This window comes from Pseudogracilibacillus sp. SE30717A (assembly GCF_037071985.1).
GTDB lineage: Bacteria > Bacillota > Bacilli > Bacillales > Amphibacillaceae > Pseudogracilibacillus.
In genome coordinates this window covers 1-16,410 of record NZ_JAXHDF010000012.1, presented here as the reverse complement: position 1 = coordinate 16,410, position 16,410 = coordinate 1, and the positions used below count along the sequence as shown (strand labels likewise).

Below are 16,410 nucleotides of genomic sequence, written 5' to 3'. Positions count from 1 at the left end.
AAAAAAGCATGGCTAAAATTTGTGTAGTTGGAAGTATCAATATGGATATCGTTACTTCAGTTGATACGTATCCTGAAAGAGGTCAGACTGTTTTTGGAAAAAAAATAATGGAATTCCCAGGAGGTAAAGGAGCGAATCAATCAATTGCCTGTGCAAGGCAGAATAAAGCAGTAACATTGATTGGTTGTGTAGGACAAGATGTCCATGGAAATTCCTTAATTAATGATTTACAAAAGAATCATGTAGATACATCCAATATTAAAAGACTTGCTGATAGCAGTTCAGGACAAACAACGATTATTTTAGACGATGAAGCCGAGAACACAATTATTTACGTTGAAGGAGCCAATGGGGAACTAGATCCCGATTATGTTGCTGAAACGATTCATCGTCTAGAAGATTGTAAAATACTCCTAACCCAAATGGAGACACCTTATAAAACTGTTTTAAAAGCGATGAAAACAGCGAAGGAAAAAGGAATTAAAGTTATTCTTGACCCGGCACCGGCTAATAAAGTAACAGATGAAATGCTAGCTTATGCCGACTTAGTATTGCCTAATATCCACGAGACGGAGGAACTGACAGGAATACGTGTCAAAGATGAACAGTCTGCTAGAGAAGCAGCAGATATGTTCCGTGCAAAGGGAGTAAACCAAGGTGTATTAAAATTAGGTGCTGCAGGATCCTATATTTTTGATTCCAATGAACTTTCTTTTGTTGAAGGAATTAATGTTCAAGCAATTGACACAGTTGGCGCTGGTGACTGTTTTGCTGGTGCATTGGCAAGTGCACTGATTGATGGTCTACGTTTACCAGAAGCTGCAAGTTATGCAAATGTCGTTGCCGCTTTAAAAGTTACCAAGCATGGGGCTCAAGCTGGTATCCCAAAGATGGATGAAATTATAGCTTTTACAGAGGAGAACAACTTCCTTAATTATTTACAACCAAATAAATGACAATAAAATTTCCTTAAAAAGGAGCTAAATGATGTTATACCTAGATACTGCGAATATTGATGAATTGAAAAAAGCGATGCAACTAAACATTTTAAATGGAGTAACAACAAATCCTTCCATATTATTGAAAGAAGGAAAGCAAAGGGAAGAAATGATTCAAGAAATTTTATCCGTAACAACTGGAGAAGTTTTTGTTCAAACAGAAGGAATGACAGTAGAAGAAATCTGTAAAGATGCAGAAACTATTTTAAACACATTTCAATCAGATCGCATTGCGCTTAAAATTCCTGCACATTTTGAGGGGATTCAGGCAATCAGTAAAATGAAGGATACTTATCCAAATGTCAATGTGTTAGCAACAGCAATTTATTCTGCTGAACAAGGCTTACTTGCTGCTCTTGCAGGGTGTGAATATATTGCTCCTTATGTAAATCGAATGGAAAATAACAATATTAATCCTTATGAAGTAATAGCAAACATCCATCAAATTTTTAATGATCAACAAATTCAAACTAAAATACTAGCTGCCAGTTTTAAAAATACGAACCAAATTGTACACATCTTAGCGGCAGGGGCACACACAGCGACAATATCCTTTGAACTGTTTGAAGCGATGGCAAATAAAGGACTTGCAATTGAAGCAATCGAAAAGTTTAACAGTGATGCTGCTAAATTACGCTCTTTAAGAGGACATACAAATGCATAAAGTTGCAGCTTCGATTATGTGTGCCGATCAAATTGATTTAAGAGAAGAATTGTCCAACTTAGAAAAAGCAAGTATTGAACTATTGCATTGTGACGTAATGGATGGAGTGTTTGTAAACAATTTGGCAATGGGTCCTTATGTATTACAGCAAATAAAAGATGCGACTTCAATACCGTTAGATATCCATTTAGCGACAGTGAATCCAACGAAGTATATCGAAATGTTCGCACCAATTAAGCCAAAATATATATCTTTTCATATTGAAGCAACTGAAGATGTTAGGAAAGATATTCAATTGCTTCAACAACACGATATTCAACCGGCAATTGCAATTAGTCCGGAAACACCAGTAAAGGAAATTGTTCCTTATTTATCAGAAATATCCATGGTGTTGATGATGACAGTTAATCCTGGCTTCGCTGGACAACAATTTAATTATTCAGTTTTGGAAAAATTAGATACACTTCAGGAGCATATTGCCAAGTTGGATCATCCACCACTGATTGAAGTGGATGGCAATATCAATGAGAAAACCATTCCTAATCTAGTAGATAAAGGAGCTAATATATTTGTACTAGGTACTTCTCAACTTTTTAATAAAAAGGAAGGAACGTACGAAGAAAAGGTAGCTAATGTTCGAAAGTTATTTATATGAGGAGGTGGAGTGATGACTGAATCGTATTTTGTCGAAATGTCTAAGATTAATAAATCGTTCTCTGATGTTCATGTATTGAAAGATATCGACTTTAATGTCAAAAAAGGTGAAGTCCATGCCTTAATGGGTGAGAACGGAGCTGGAAAATCAACTTTAATTAAAATTTTATCGGGAGTTTATACACGGAGTAGTGGTACTGTGAAAGTAAAGGGAGAAGAAGTTGCCTTTACAAACACAAAGGACGCGGAAGAGCGAGGAATCAATATTATTCATCAGGAGCTAAATATTATTTCTCATTTAACAGTTGCGCAAAATATGTTTCTTGGTAAAGAGTTAACCTATGGAAAATTTGGTGTTTTGAATAAAAAGGCAATGAAAGAAGCAACCCTTGCTAGTTTAAAAGAATTAGGTGTAACAAATATAGACCCGGATGAGCCTGCAGGTAATTTATCTGTAGGTCAGCAGCAAATGATCGAAATTGCGAGAGCGCTTGCAACAAAGTCAGAATTAATTATTATGGACGAGCCGACAGCTGCACTAACTGATAGAGAGATTGAAATATTATTTGAAGTAATTAACTCCTTACGAGGCCGTGGAGTCAGTATCATTTATGTATCTCATCGAATGGAAGAGATTTTTCAGATTTGTGATCGAATCACTGTCCTGCGTGATGGGGAATACATCGGGACCGAAAGTATTAAAGAGACATCGTTTGATGCAATCGTACGCATGATGGTAGGTCGGGAGCTTGGGGAGCGATTTCCTACAAGAAATACGAAAGTTGGCGAGGTCGTTTTCGAAGTAAAAGACTTAAAATTAGAGAATCTTTTTGACAAAGTTAACTTTCAAGTAAGAGCAGGAGAAATATTTGGAGTAGCCGGACTAATGGGCGCAGGAAGAACAGAAATAATGGAAACTATTTTTGGTTACCGAAAGAAAAGTAATGGGAAGATATTTTTGAATGGAAAAGAGCTCGTCATTAAACATCCAGTTGATGCCATAAGTGCAGGACTCGCATTCGTAACAGAAGACCGCAAAGATAAAGGACTTATTATCGATGCCTCCATTCGTGAAAACATTGCTTTAACGAATATGGAATCTATCTCTAGTAAAGGGATTGTCTCCACTTCAAAAGAGGCAAAACTCGTAAGTGAATTAATGAAGAAATTACATGTACGAGCAGCTGGAATGAGTCAGGAAGTAAAAAGGTTAAGTGGTGGAAATCAACAAAAAGTGGTCATTGCAAAATGGATCGGGATCAGACCAAAAGTCCTCCTTCTTGATGAGCCGACTCGTGGAGTGGACATTGGAGCCAAAAGGGAAATTTACTCGATTATGAACGAATTAAGTGAAAATGGTGTCGCTATCATTATGGTCTCATCTGAATTACCTGAAGTTCTTGGAGTAAGCGACCGTATAATGGTACTTCATGAAGGAAAAGTAACTCAAATATTAAATCGCGAAGAAGCAAATCAGGAAAAAATCATGGTCGCGGCAACAGGGAGGGTAAATAATGAAGAATAAGTTAGGTGCAAATATAGGAAAACTAGGTCCACTCATTGGGCTAATTGTAATGATCATTCTCTTAGCTGTTTTAAATGATAACTTTTTAACCGTTAACAATATTTTAAATTTATTGCGCCAAATCTCCATTAACGCATTAATTGCTTTTGGTATGACATTTGTTATTTTAACTGCTGGTATTGATTTATCGGTAGGTTCTTTACTGGCATTAGGTAGTGCATTAACAGCAGGAATGCTCACAACTGGAATGGACCCTATTTTAGCAATATGTCTAGGATTAATGTTAGGTCTAGTACTGGGAGCGATTAACGGAATTATTATTACAAAAGGAAAAGTAGCTCCGTTTATTGCAACACTTGCAACAATGACTATTTTCAGAGGAGCAACACTTGTCTATACAGACGGGAAGCCAATTACTGGATTATCTGACAGTGCAGCCTTTGAAATGATTGGAAAAGGATATTTCTTTTGGATTCCGGTTCCAGTAATTTTCATGATTATTGTTTTTATCATCCTTTATTTTGTTTTAAACAATACTGTATTCGGTAGAAGAGTTTACGCAGTCGGAGGTAATGAAGAGGCTGCTACACTGTCTGGAATAAAGACAGATAATGTAAAAATTGGAGTATATGCGATCACTGGTATGTTGTCAGTGTTGGCTGGAATTATTTTAATGAGCCGATTAAATTCTGCTCAGCCAACGGCGGGGTCCATGTATGAGTTAGATGCTATTGCAGCTGTAGTAATTGGTGGAACAAGTTTAATGGGTGGTCGAGGAAGAATTACCGGAACATTAATCGGTTGTCTTATTATCGGCGTCATCAGTAATGGACTTAATTTATTAAATGTTTCATCTTTTTACCAGCAGATTGTTAAAGGTGCAGTAATCTTATTTGCGGTTATGTTAGACCGTCGATCTAATTAAAAGAATTAATAGATCTACCTTTTGTCTTAAATCTTTATACATTTCCAAATTTGTTTAATAGAGGTTGGGACAGAACAAAATAGGAGATATGAAACACGAACAATATTTTAGTGTAGCAAAAGAAATATACGGAGACTCCTGCCAAAAGAAAAGCCTTGATAAGACACTGAAAGGCGAAGCCTAAAGGGGCTTATCAGCGCTGGCGGAAAGCGGAGTATATTTCTGTAGCGACCATTAAAAGCGCAATCATTCGTATTTCAATAACTCTTTCTAGCTTATGACCCAAACTCATTAAAAATATACAAAATTTTTAGGAGGAGAAAAGTATGAGAAAGTGGCTTGTAAGTATTTTAGCATTCGTATTTATTTTTGCACTTGCAGCATGTTCAACTGATCAACCAGGTTCTGGTTCTGACAAAGAGTCGGACGAAGGAACTGAAAATCAGGAAGAAGCAAAAGGGGATGGAGCAGAAGGAACAAAGGTTGGTTTTTCTATCTCAACATTAAATAATCCATTTTTTGTTGATTTACGAGATGGAGCTGAAGAAGCAGCTGATGCAAACGGAATTGAAATCGTAATTGCCGATGCTCAAGATGATTCTTCAAAGCAGATCAATGATATTGAAGACTTATTGCAGCAGGATATTGACATTCTTTTAGTTAACCCGACAGATGATGAAGCAGTGGTAGCAGGAATTGAAGCAGCAAATGATGCTGGTATTCCAGTAATTACAATTGATAGAAGTGCAGCTGGTGGAGAAGTAGAAGCTCATATTGCATCTGATAATATTGCTGGTGGTGAAATGGCAGGAGTATTCATTTCCGAAGCACTTGGCGATGAAGGCGGAAAAATGGTTGAGCTTGAAGGAATCCCAGGAGTTCTTGCGACAACTGAAAGAGGAGAAGGTTTCCACAATATTATTGATGGGATTGACTCTATTGAAGTAGCAGCAAAACAAACAGCTAATTTTGACCGTACGGAAGGTCTTTCCGTAATGGAAAATATTTTGCAAAACCATAATGATATCGTTGCTGTTTTTGCTCATAACGATGAAATGGCGCTCGGTGCAATTGAAGCACTTGAAGCTCAAGGGATGCTAGATGATGTAATCGTAGTAGGATTTGATGCAACAGATGATGCTCGTGCAGCAGTAGAGGAAGGACGCATGCAAGCAACAGTTGCTCAGCAACCGAAACTTATTAGTGAAAAAGCAATTGAAGTAGTAAAAGAAGTTGCAGCAGGAAACCCTGTAGAAGACTTCGTTCCAGTTGATTTAGAATTAGTAGAATAATAATGTAAAAACAGAAAAATTAAATTGAACAGCCCCATGTTCAGTAGACATGGGGCTGTTCATGTTTGTTTTTAAATAAAGTACAAAAGTTTTAGCGTAAAAAAGTTAAGTGATCATACTTAAAAATCTTAAAGATATAGCGAGAAAATGGTTTTGATTATTGTTTTTTATAATCGAAACCTTTTGTTGTCCATGTAGCCTATTGATCTATGCTTGTTAACACTCTCAAGTACGGCGAAACCTAATTCAAATTCATTTCAAGTACTTTATTTTCAATCCCTTCATATACTTATGTTGATTGAGGTATTACCAAAATTTCGATACAAGGAATGCCTAAAGAGAAAAGATTAATTGGGGGAAAGAAAATGATAGAAAGAAGGGTGAGAACAAAATTAGTAGATCAAACTAAGCGGGGCCTTGCTTTTATCATCATTATTTTACTAGCTATTTCTATATTCGACATGAACATTTTAACAAGTTATGCCGATAAGCAAAGTAATCAGACTGTTTCTGAACAACAAGGGTCTGAAAGAGTATTACAGAAAAAAGACTTTCCAGAAAAACTGGCAGTTCCTGAAGAGATAAAGATTGTCTTTGCAGGTGACACAATGTTTGATTGGGGTCTGAAGCCGATTCTAGAAAAAAAAGGGTATGATTATCCGTTTTTGTATGTAAAAGATACGGTTCAACATGCAGATTATTCTTTTATAAATGCGGAGACTGTTTTTACGGAAAATCCTCATACGAAAGATCCAGATCAATTATTCTGGATAAATTCCGATTTAAGAGCATTAGAAGCAATGGAAAGGGCCGGTTTTAAAATGCTCAATATCGGTAATAATCATACATTAGATTATATGGAACCGGGATTGCTTGATACGCTTAAACATGCAAAAGCAACAAATATGGAAGTGATTGGCGCAGGAGCAAACAGAGAAGAAGCTTATCAATCTAAAGAAGTAATTCTTAAAGGTAAGAAGTTTCGTTTCTTTACGTTTGTCCGCTATTTTCCAAATTTTACTTGGGCGGCAACAAAAACAAAACCTGGTGTACCAAATGGGTATGATTTGGAGGAGGTAAAACAGACGATCCAGGAACAAAAAGGGGATGCAGATTATGTGATTGTCTATTTTCACTGGGGTGTGGAACAAACAAATATTCCTGCCGATTATCAATTTGAATATGTAAAGGAATTGCGAGAAATAGGTGTTGATTTAATTGTTGGCTCACATCCACACTGGCTTCAGGGATTTGAATATTATGACGGTATGCCAGTTGCTTATTCATTGGGTAATTTTTTATTTCCACCATATGTTTCAGGGAGAACTGCTGAATCCGGATTACTAATAGCGACTTTTAGAGGCAAGGAAATTAATCTTGCATTTGATCCGTATTTGATCAATAATGGGCAGATCATTCCCGCCGAAGGGACTTTGAAGCAAGATATGCTCCAATATCTTGAATCGATATCTTTTGATGTAGAAATTGACAAGGAAGGTAATATCATTAACACTCGTTAGTTTTTTAACGAATAATTTTTGGAATATATCTGAATTTACTTCTGCATAACCTTTCAACTAAATCCTATTTATGGTAATATACCAAGTAATTGATTGGTTAAAAAGGGAGGAATGTTCTTGTGAAATTAAAAGTACTTAGCAGTATTCGTACGAATAACTTTAATGATCCTGAAATAATGAATAAAATTAAAGAACTTTGGAAAGAAGCTTCATTTAAATTAGAGAATAATAATAAAAGTACATATGGTGTGTATCATGGCTATGAAAGTGATTATCAAGGTGATTATTCTTTAAGTGTCTGTGTAAAAGAAAGTGATTCCGACGATATAGAACTGCCTGAGAATGAGAATTATAATGTTTTTCGCGTGGATTCTTCCGATGAACAAGGTATTCTGAAGGCTTGGGAGCATATTTGGAAACTGGAAGAAGCGGGAGAATTAAAACGAGCTTATACATATGATTTTGAAAAATATTATCCTAATGGTGATGTGGAGATTAATATAGCAGTTAAAGAGTAAAACGGATAAACTAAGAAAATCGATAATTCTTGCAACAGAATAATAGATTCGGTTCCCAATTACTATAATAAGAACGTGACATCAGTACAACTAAAGTTAGTCGTAATGATAAAGTTTTAACACTAACTTGGTGCTATTAAGAGAAATAAGCAGTAGCTGTTGTGCTACTGCTTATTCTTTTCAATATCAATTTTGTTCCCATCATTAAATAAAATATCTATATCAATGATCGAATAATCTTTAGGTAAATCAAATGCTTTTAGAATTTGATCAATAACATGTTGTTGTTCGCTATCACTTTTTAAATTTAAATCCTTTATTTTGACATAAATCTGATCGAATGCTGCCTTTCCAGTTACGTGATTATTCGTTAACTCATCTTCTAACTCTGCTTCAATCGGCTCGTTACGGTCTTGATCAATGTTTGCTTCAAATTCTTTCCCGTCTGAATATTTTACCTCTATAGATATAGCGGTAAAATTCAACTCATCCATTTTTTCTTTCATATAGTCATTGTATTGTGTAGCATTATAGTCAAAAGTTGCATCTTCATCGTTTGACATTGTATCTGGCCGGACATCCTCTGTCGTATTAATCGTATTTTCATTTCTCTCGTTATTCGTATTCGTTCCTGTCTGTCCTTGATTATTATATCCGCAGGCGGTGATTGTTAACAGTAACGCGAGTGAAGCTAAATTAATAATAATTCGTTTCATTTGTTCTCCCTCCTAGTTGTATTATGACCAATGTCTTATATAAAAATAACGATGAATAAAAAATATATTTAAAAGTCGATTGGATAGCTATGTTAATATGCAATTAAGGAGGTGCAAAAGCTAAGGGGGTTGGAGTAAATGGTGAATGAAGAGATGATAAAAAAATATTATTTCAATTTTCTAAACGTTCACATATACATCGTCCTTTTATCGTTGGATTAGATGGATTGGGTGGGGCTGGAAAAACAACTTTTCTAAAAAGAATTAAACAAGCATTAATTAATAATAACTGCAAGGTAGCAACATTTCATCTAGACGACCATATTGTTAAAAGAAATAAACGATATCATACTGGACAGACAGAATGGTATGAATACTATTATTTGCAATGGGATGTGAAAAGCTTAATAACTAATTTATTTGAGCCACTACATTCTAGTTGCAACAATATTATTTTACCTTTTTATAAAAGTACTACCGATTCAACTACGACTAAAAATATTATCGTAGAATTTGATAGCATCGTTCTTATTGAAGGTATATTTTTACAAAGAAAAGAATGGAGAACGTTTTATGACTTTGTTATTTATTTAGACTGCCCCAAGGAATTGAGACATGAGAGAGTATTAAACCGTGATTTATATATAGGGACTTATGAAACGAGACTTAATAAGTATCAAAGGAGATATTGGTTAGGTGAAAAACATTATTTGGACATAGTAAAACCAATGGAAATTGCAGATTTAGTATATGACCCATATAAATAAGTAACCGTATTAGTATTGGGTGTGCTTGACCTTTGATTAGCTAACAAAAGTTGGTCTCATTCAAATTCAATATCTTTTTATACTTAAAACCATGTTAGAATGAAGATAAGCATTAAAGGAATAGGTGATGAAATGAAAACGAAGCTTTATGTCCAAAATGACCGTTTTGTTGCTGGTATGACATTAAAAGACTTAATAGCACCCGATGAGAATAATATGGCACTTCATGTAACAGACCATCCTGAACAAGTAATAAACAATCGTAAAAAGCTTGCTGATTTTCTACATGTTGAGCTGGATCAATTTGTATGTGCGAATCAGACGCATAGTGCAAATTTTGCTAAGGTGACAACAGCAGATAAAGGAAGAGGGACTACGTCATTGCAAGATGCGATTCAAAATACAGATGCCTTGTACACAATAGAACCTAATATCGTGTTGTCCAGTTTTACAGCAGATTGTGTTCCGATTATGTTTTATCATGTGAAGTGTGGTTTAATCGGTGTAGTTCATTCAGGTTGGCAAGGGACGGTAAAAGAGATTACGCGGAAATTGTTTCACCATTTGGTTAAAGAGGAAAATTGTAATCCAGAAGGATTCTTCGTATATATCGGTTCGGCGATCAATCAGGAAAAATTTGAAGTAGATGAAGATGTAAATAAGAAATTTGCCGCACTTGGCTATGCGGATGAATTCATTAAGTATAATGCACAAACGAAAAAATACCATATCGATAATCAAAAAATAGTGAAAAAGCAATGTGAAATGGAAGGTATTTGGTCTGCTCAAATATTTATCGATTCTACGTGCACTTATAAAAGTGATGATGGATTCTCACACCGAGAGAATAAGGGAACCGGGCGGCACCTCAGCTTTATCATGAGGAAATAACAGTTAAAACTCTGCCGCCGGGCATCCTTTATTTTCAATACCATCTGGACCAAAAAATTGCATATAATAATGTTGCTCCTTTTCTTCACTCTCCATGGAACCTGTCGCGCCAAAAGGCATCTCGTCGTGCGTTAATTCTCTAACTTTGTTCCCGTTTTTGTCGATATAAAATGCATGTAACTGATAGCTGCCGGAATGATTTCTGCTCACCCAGCCGAATTCCATCGGGGAAGAGGTTTCAATGATCCCATCTTTTGGAACTTCATAGGTGATCATATTATCGACAATTTCAAGAGGAGGAGCATTTTCTATATCATAATAGATGATGACACAGCCTTCGTAATTCAGCGGTAATAAATAGGTTTGGTCAACTCCTTTTCGATTGTCATTGATGAGGATAAAGGCAAAGATAACAACGAGCAATATGAAAATAGTAAACCCGATTTTAATTTTCATTGGTTTCTTTCGTATACACGACTTTAAATCGTTCACAAACAACGAGCATCGTTTCATCAAAGGTCTGATTTATGGAAGAAAACTCCTCTTCAAAAAACTTTTCATGTACATCACGCCAATAATCTAGCGATCGGTCTCCTTCTCCTTCCAAATATGCATGCTCTTCTGTTACTTTATTAAAGGGAATAATTTCAATATCTGTTGTTTCGATAATGGCGACTGCTTCTTCATTACCATTTAAAATGATATTGAAAAGACCTGGATAAGGCAGTTTTTCATTTTCAAGTTCATATAAAATATAATTAGAGGCGGTTGCGGTTTTGATTCCGCTTAATACGAGTTCAGCGAGCTCATCAGCCATTGCTTTTGAATTACCAAAAGCCCATACATCGTAATCTTCAGGTGTTTGTCGGTTTATTTCTTTATATTCCTCCCATAACTGGATGGCAGACTCATTTTTCATCTAATTATCCTACTCTCTTTTTATATTGCTAACATTTTTTGCAGCAACAGAAGCGAGGTGATAAACTCCTCATCTGATTAGTATTTATTGTAACATAGATATTCGTACGTTTTATATATGAGAAAGTAATCATACTCTAACTTGGCGGATCACCGTAGGAAGTGTGACAAATAAGTGCTAATCATGCCGCAACTCGGTGGATCTCTGCAAGAAGTGTAACGAATAAGTGCTAATCATGCCACAACTCGGTGGATCTGCGGAAGAAGTGTGACGAATAAGTGCTAATCATGCCACAACTCAGTGGGCTTCCGCAAGAAGTGTAACGAATAAGTGCTAATCATGCCACAACTTGGTGGATCTCTGCAAGAAGTGTAATGAATAAGTGCTAATCATGCCACAACTCGGCGGATCTCCGAAAGAAGTGTAACGAATAGACACTAGTCATTCCGTCACGCTCAAGTTTTCCTATATTTTTGAAAAAGAGGGGAATAGTTGTACAATATAATTCAACAACAGGAAGGATGTATTGGAAGTAAGGTATGTTTAATATGAGGCCAAATTTTTCGGATTGTGGAAAAGATATTAAAGGAAATGAAGAAGTATATGTAAAATGAAATATCCTACAATAAAAGGAATGACAGAAATTAAAGCATACCTCAGCAATAACGGCAAATTAATATGTGAAATGTGTTTTGAAAAGAAGTAGATTGAAAACAATTAAAATACGAAAAATAGGTGAGAAAAAACAACGTAAAAATGGAGGTTAAATCGTGATTACATTAGCGAACGTACAGGAAGCAAGAGAACGTATTAAAGATATTACGAAGGTGACCCCGATATTTACATCGGAACAGTTGGATGGCATTTGTGGAAATAATATGTTTTTAAAAGCAGAGCATCTGCAAAAAACAGGATCCTTTAAAATTCGTGGAGCAACAAACAAAGTGAAACAGGCTGTAAAGGAAGGAGCAACATTTATTACGGCAGCTTCATCAGGAAATCATGGACAAGCGGTTGCTTATATTGCGAATCAGCTCGGTATACCCGCGTGTATTGTTGTTCCAGAAGATGCAACTCGATGTAAAATAGAAGCGATACAGGCATACAATGGGCAAATTGAAAAATGTGGTACAACGTCAGCAGAACGCATACCGCGAGCAATAGAATTGGCTGAGGAGAGAGGTGGGGTGTTTATTCCACCGTATGATGATGCATTCATTATGGCTGGACAAGGAACGGTGGGACTGGAAATTTTACAACAGGTACCGGACGTCGATATGATTCTAGTTCCTGTAGGAGGTGGGGGATTAATTTCTGGTGTGCTGGCAGCGGTGAAGGAATCGAACCCTAATGTACGAGTCATCGGGATAGAGCCAGATACTGCAAATGATACGTATTTATCATTAAAAGCCAACACCATTACACGTATCCCGCCGACGTCAACAATTGCGGATGGACTTCGAACGAGCCAACCAGGAGATATGACGTTTCCTGTTTTGCAAAAATACTTGGATGATCTGTTGTTGGTAAGTGAAGATGAAATACGTGTGGCACTAAAATTTATTTATGAACGGATGAAGCAAGTGATAGAACCTTCTAGCGCCGTGACGATTGCAGCTGCGATGAATGGAAAATTAAATGAAACAGGAAAAAAAGTTGCCTGTGTTATTTCTGGCGGAAACGTAGATGTTGAGCAATTGTCGACATTGCTAGGATAGAAAAAAGATATGATATAATAAGAGCAATTCAACCTTATGATATAAGAACTTTTAAAGCATTAAGAGCCACTCAGGCTCTTTTTTATTGGATTCTCCTAAAAATCAGAAAGGGCGATTTGGTTGGATAAAAAGAAAATGTCAGATTTAATTAAGAATACGTTGAAAAAATCAGATTCCGTTATTACTGATTTAAAAAGAACACCTGGCGGGGTAACGAATATTAGTTATTTTGTTACTGTAAATGGAGAGGAACTTGTTGTCAGAATTCCAGGTAAGGGAACAATAGAACTGATTGATCGACGTAACGAAAAAAATAATTTAATATTCGGAACTAAACTCGGTATAAATCCGGAGTTGATATATTTTGATGAACAAAGCGGACTAAAGATTACTCGAAAAATTAAAGATCCTACATTGATGACCCCTCAATTTGCAAGGGAAAGAAAAATGACCAAGCAAATTATTGCCTTATTTAAACATCTCCATCAGTCTAAGATAGTAATGAAAAATCGTTTTGAGTTGTTTACTCTAATCTTTCATTATGAAAATCTGGTCAAAAAGGAGAATACACATATCATTGAGAAGCTATTTACTTTAAAAAAGGATGTATTGGCTTTAAAAAAAGTTTATGACTCTTTTCAAGTAACAGAAGTACCATGCCATATCGATTCTGGAAGTGAAAATATCATCCTCGGTGAAAATGGGAAACTATTTTTAATCGATTGGGAATATAGTGGAATGTTTGATCCACTGTGGGATATAGCAACATTCTTTTTGTCGGTTCAATTTACTGAGGAAGAAGAAATGTTTTTTCTACAAAATTATTTAAAACGTGAGCCAACAAACGAAGAGAAACAAAGGATTATGCTACATAAAATTTTCCAAGACTATTTATGGTGCTTATGGTCGTTTTATAAAGAGAAAAAAGCAGACCGAGATCAAAAAGTTCATCCAGACGAATATGGAGCTTATGGCCAATATCATATTAGGCGAGCGAAAGAAAACATTAACTTATATCATAGATTATATAACTAAGATACTGCCGTATGACACGACAGTTTGTTAATGTAGTAGAAGCGTAGTAATCGATTATGGATGGCGCCTGTTAACGAAAAGCATTCATATAGAAAATCTGTACTCCACCTTAAATAATATCGCAACATGACTTTGCATTACTCGTAATATTCCGTATAATAATTAGAAAATATAAATAATTACTTGAAAATCAAAAAGAGATAGGGAGGATTTTATTTGTGGATGAAACTGGGATTTTACAAGTCGTAAATAATAGTAAGCTTATTTTTCCGAACAAGGAAAAATCAGGTGCAACTTCTATTGGTAGCAGCGAAGCGTATCATAAGTTATTGAAAGAATCTCAGGAGGATCCGATTGCATTCTGGGATCAGGTAGCACGAGAGCTTGAGTGGTATGAACCTTGGACAGAAACATTACAAGGTGAGCTTCCAGATTTTAAATTTTTCATAGGAGGGATTAGCAATCCTTCTATAAATCTATTGGACCGTCATATAGAGAATGGCGCTGGGAACAGAACGGCACTTATTTGGGAGAGTGAAAATGGAGATTCAACGTTTTATACATATAATATGCTCCTTGCTGAAGTAAATCGTTTTGCCAATGCATTAAGATCGTTGGGAGTTAAGAAGGGCGATGGGGTTGCCATTTATTTGCCGAATCTCGCAGAATCTTTTATTGCAGTATTGGCATGTTTCCGAATTGGGGCAGTCTACAATGCCATTTTTTCTGGCTTTTCTAAAAACGCATTAAAGGATCGTCTTATCAATTTTGAACCGAAAGTGATTGTGACAACGGATGCAACACCACGACGAGGCAATGTGATCACACTGAAGGAAAAAGTAGACCAGGTTGTTGAAGATATTCCATCTGTGGAAGCGGTCGTTGTCGTGAATCGTTTAGGAACAGATATACCGATGAAAGAGGGCCGTGATTATTGGTGGCATGATCTAGTTTCAAATCAATCGATTATTTGTGAACCAGAAAGAGTGGAAGCAAATGATCCAGGAATTGTCTTTTATACGAGTGGGACGACAGGAAAGCCTAAAGGGGTTGTTCACTCAGGAATGGCTTTTGTGATTCAAAATTATATGTATGCGAAATACCATATGGATCATCATGACGATGATGTTTTTTGGTGCTCAGCTGATATCGGGTGGCTGACGATGCATATTTGGGGGATTGTTGGTTCACTCGCAAATGGAATAACAACAGTAGTGTATGAGGGGGCAATCGATTATCCTTCCAAGGATCGTTTTTATCAGATGATTGAAAAGTATCGGGTGAATAAGCTGTTTACTGCGCCAACTGCATTACGGATGTTGAAAAGTTTAGGCGATAAGACGCTAGAAAAATTTGATTTAAATTGTTTAGATGTCATCACACTTGTAGGAGAGCCATTCGATCCTGAAACATGGAACTGGACCTATGAAGTATTGGGACAGAAAAAAATCTATGTAAACAACACTTGGGGCCAAACAGAAACAGCAGGATGCCCGCTTGCTGGTGCAGCTTGGTTATCACCGATGAAGGCTGGATCTGCAAGTGCTCAGTTTTTAGGGGTCGATGTGGCGGTAGTTGACGATAATGGGAAGCCTGTTGAGCCTGGAGTGTTAGGTAATTTAGTTATTCGAAAACCGTTTCCAATGTTATGCCGTACACTTTGGAAAGAGCCAAATCGTTTTTATAGTTCATATTACAGTCAAGTAAAAGGGAACTATTTTACGAGCGATCTCGCCCTTGTTGACGAGGATGGGCATTTTTGGGTGGTCGGCCGTTCCGATGATTCCTTTAATGTCGCCGGACATCGGTTAAGTACGATGGAGATGGAAAGTGCAGTACTGGAAGTTCCAGGTGTTTCAGAAGTTGCGGTAATTGGTATTCCTGATGCCATTAAAGGGGAAGTACCGTTTATTTTCGTTCGGATGGCAGAAGGGTTTGAGGAAACGGAAGAGTTACACCAGGCAGTTCGAGAAAATATTGCGGAGTATATTGGTAAAATTGCACTGCCCAAAACAGTGCTTGTCGTTAGTGAATTACCGAAAACTGTCAGCGGAAAGATTATGCGTCGTTTATTGAAAGAAGTCGCGACGACTGGAGAGATTACAGGCGATATTACTGGACTTGAGGATCCACGCGCTGTCGAACATATTAAAGAGGTTGTGAAAGAGCGCGGGATTGTGGGATAAGAATCATTTTCAAAAAAAGATTGTGAGAGTAGAAGGCTTCTCTAAAGAGGAATAAATTGACTGCAAATTATTTTTGCAGTCT

Annotated in this window: 16 protein-coding genes; 13 read left to right on the top strand and 3 right to left on the bottom strand. The window is 36.5% G+C overall.

Annotated elements, in window-relative coordinates; all coding sequences use genetic code 11:
- Positions 1 to 8: 8 nt before the first annotated feature.
- From rbsK to SPD48_RS17100, 8 genes are all read left to right on the top strand, one after another.
- Positions 9 to 956 (top strand): ribokinase, encoded by a 948-nt coding sequence (gene rbsK, locus SPD48_RS17135; RefSeq protein ID WP_336259348.1) that lies wholly within the window; start codon positions 9 to 11, stop codon positions 954 to 956.
- Positions 957 to 987: 31 nt separating this feature from the next.
- Positions 988 to 1,662 (top strand): transaldolase family protein, encoded by a 675-nt coding sequence (locus SPD48_RS17130; RefSeq protein ID WP_336259347.1) that lies wholly within the window; start codon positions 988 to 990, stop codon positions 1,660 to 1,662.
- A complete protein-coding gene (locus tag SPD48_RS17125) occupies positions 1,655 to 2,317 on the top strand; it encodes a ribulose-phosphate 3-epimerase (protein ID WP_336259346.1) in 663 nt (220 codons plus the stop codon). The genes SPD48_RS17130 and SPD48_RS17125 overlap by 8 nt, the downstream gene beginning before the upstream one ends.
- Before the next feature lie 12 nt (positions 2,318 to 2,329).
- Entirely contained in the window at positions 2,330 to 3,841 is a 1,512-nt protein-coding gene (locus SPD48_RS17120; RefSeq protein WP_336259345.1) for a sugar ABC transporter ATP-binding protein, read from the top strand.
- Complete coding sequence (locus SPD48_RS17115) at positions 3,831 to 4,766, top strand: ABC transporter permease subunit (protein WP_336259344.1); 936 nt, start codon at positions 3,831 to 3,833, stop codon at positions 4,764 to 4,766. Before SPD48_RS17120 ends, SPD48_RS17115 begins: the two co-directional genes overlap by 11 nt.
- 326 nt (positions 4,767 to 5,092) lie before the next feature.
- A complete protein-coding gene (locus tag SPD48_RS17110; protein ID WP_336259343.1) occupies positions 5,093 to 6,058 on the top strand; it encodes a D-ribose ABC transporter substrate-binding protein in 966 nt (321 codons plus the stop codon).
- A 461-nt stretch (positions 6,059 to 6,519) separates the two neighbouring features.
- A complete protein-coding gene (locus SPD48_RS17105) occupies positions 6,520 to 7,578 on the top strand; it encodes a CapA family protein (protein ID WP_442962172.1) in 1,059 nt (352 codons plus the stop codon).
- A 119-nt stretch (positions 7,579 to 7,697) separates the two neighbouring features.
- Positions 7,698 to 8,096, top strand: a complete 399-nt coding sequence (locus tag SPD48_RS17100) for a GyrI-like domain-containing protein (protein ID WP_336259341.1) — start codon at positions 7,698 to 7,700, stop codon at positions 8,094 to 8,096.
- A gap of 164 nt (positions 8,097 to 8,260) precedes the next feature.
- Here the strand turns inward: SPD48_RS17100 and SPD48_RS17095 are convergent, their stop codons facing one another.
- A complete protein-coding gene (locus SPD48_RS17095; RefSeq protein ID WP_336259340.1) occupies positions 8,261 to 8,812 on the bottom strand; it encodes a YusW family protein in 552 nt (183 codons plus the stop codon).
- 164 nt (positions 8,813 to 8,976) lie between these two features.
- Here SPD48_RS17095 and SPD48_RS17090 point away from each other — a divergent pair, with 164 nt between their 5' ends.
- Positions 8,977 to 9,579: a kinase gene (locus SPD48_RS17090; RefSeq protein WP_336259428.1), complete on the top strand. Its 603-nt coding sequence runs from the start codon at positions 8,977 to 8,979 to the stop codon at positions 9,577 to 9,579.
- 132 nt (positions 9,580 to 9,711) lie between these two features.
- Complete coding sequence (gene pgeF, locus SPD48_RS17085; protein WP_336259339.1) at positions 9,712 to 10,470, top strand: peptidoglycan editing factor PgeF; 759 nt, start codon at positions 9,712 to 9,714, stop codon at positions 10,468 to 10,470.
- Between the two features lie 3 nt (positions 10,471 to 10,473).
- On the opposite strand, the gene SPD48_RS17080 is transcribed toward pgeF, so the two are convergent.
- Together SPD48_RS17080 and SPD48_RS17075 are read right to left on the bottom strand one after the other, a co-directional pair.
- Positions 10,474 to 10,926, bottom strand: a complete 453-nt coding sequence (locus SPD48_RS17080; RefSeq protein ID WP_336259338.1) for a DUF6843 domain-containing protein — start codon at positions 10,924 to 10,926, stop codon at positions 10,474 to 10,476.
- On the bottom strand, positions 10,916 to 11,389 hold the full coding sequence (locus tag SPD48_RS17075) for an ASCH domain-containing protein (RefSeq protein WP_336259337.1): 474 nt from the start codon (positions 11,387 to 11,389) through the stop codon (positions 10,916 to 10,918). Before SPD48_RS17075 ends, SPD48_RS17080 begins: the two co-directional genes overlap by 11 nt.
- 770 nt (positions 11,390 to 12,159) lie before the next feature.
- Here SPD48_RS17075 and SPD48_RS17070 point away from each other — a divergent pair.
- The 3 genes from SPD48_RS17070 (at position 12,160) to SPD48_RS17060 (ending at position 16,328) form a co-directional block, all read left to right on the top strand.
- Complete coding sequence (locus SPD48_RS17070) at positions 12,160 to 13,107, top strand: threonine ammonia-lyase (protein WP_336259336.1); 948 nt, start codon at positions 12,160 to 12,162, stop codon at positions 13,105 to 13,107.
- 120 nt (positions 13,108 to 13,227) lie between these two features.
- Positions 13,228 to 14,142 (top strand): choline kinase family protein, encoded by a 915-nt coding sequence (locus SPD48_RS17065; protein ID WP_336259335.1) that lies wholly within the window; start codon positions 13,228 to 13,230, stop codon positions 14,140 to 14,142.
- Between the two features lie 218 nt (positions 14,143 to 14,360).
- A complete protein-coding gene (locus tag SPD48_RS17060; RefSeq protein ID WP_336259334.1) occupies positions 14,361 to 16,328 on the top strand; it encodes an acetate--CoA ligase in 1,968 nt (655 codons plus the stop codon).
- The last annotated feature ends 82 nt before the right edge of the window (positions 16,329 to 16,410 follow it).

Bases quoted from the DNA above. Each gene is read 5' to 3' on its own strand.
- rbsK (WP_336259348.1), top strand. From the start codon at position 9: ATGGCTAAAATTTGTGTAGTTGGAAGTATCAATATGGATATCGTTACT.
- SPD48_RS17130 (WP_336259347.1), top strand. From the start codon at position 988: ATGTTATACCTAGATACTGCGAATATTGATGAATTGAAAAAAGCGATG.
- SPD48_RS17125 (WP_336259346.1), top strand. From the start codon at position 1,655: ATGCATAAAGTTGCAGCTTCGATTATGTGTGCCGATCAAATTGATTTA.
- SPD48_RS17120 (WP_336259345.1), top strand. From the start codon at position 2,330: ATGACTGAATCGTATTTTGTCGAAATGTCTAAGATTAATAAATCGTTC.
- SPD48_RS17115 (WP_336259344.1), top strand. From the start codon at position 3,831: ATGAAGAATAAGTTAGGTGCAAATATAGGAAAACTAGGTCCACTCATT.
- SPD48_RS17110 (WP_336259343.1), top strand. From the start codon at position 5,093: ATGAGAAAGTGGCTTGTAAGTATTTTAGCATTCGTATTTATTTTTGCA.
- SPD48_RS17105 (WP_442962172.1), top strand. From the start codon at position 6,520: ATGAACATTTTAACAAGTTATGCCGATAAGCAAAGTAATCAGACTGTT.
- SPD48_RS17095 (WP_336259340.1), bottom strand. From the start codon at position 8,812: ATGAAACGAATTATTATTAATTTAGCTTCACTCGCGTTACTGTTAACA.
- pgeF (WP_336259339.1), top strand. From the start codon at position 9,712: ATGAAAACGAAGCTTTATGTCCAAAATGACCGTTTTGTTGCTGGTATG.
- SPD48_RS17080 (WP_336259338.1), bottom strand. From the start codon at position 10,926: ATGAAAATTAAAATCGGGTTTACTATTTTCATATTGCTCGTTGTTATC.
- SPD48_RS17075 (WP_336259337.1), bottom strand. From the start codon at position 11,389: ATGAAAAATGAGTCTGCCATCCAGTTATGGGAGGAATATAAAGAAATA.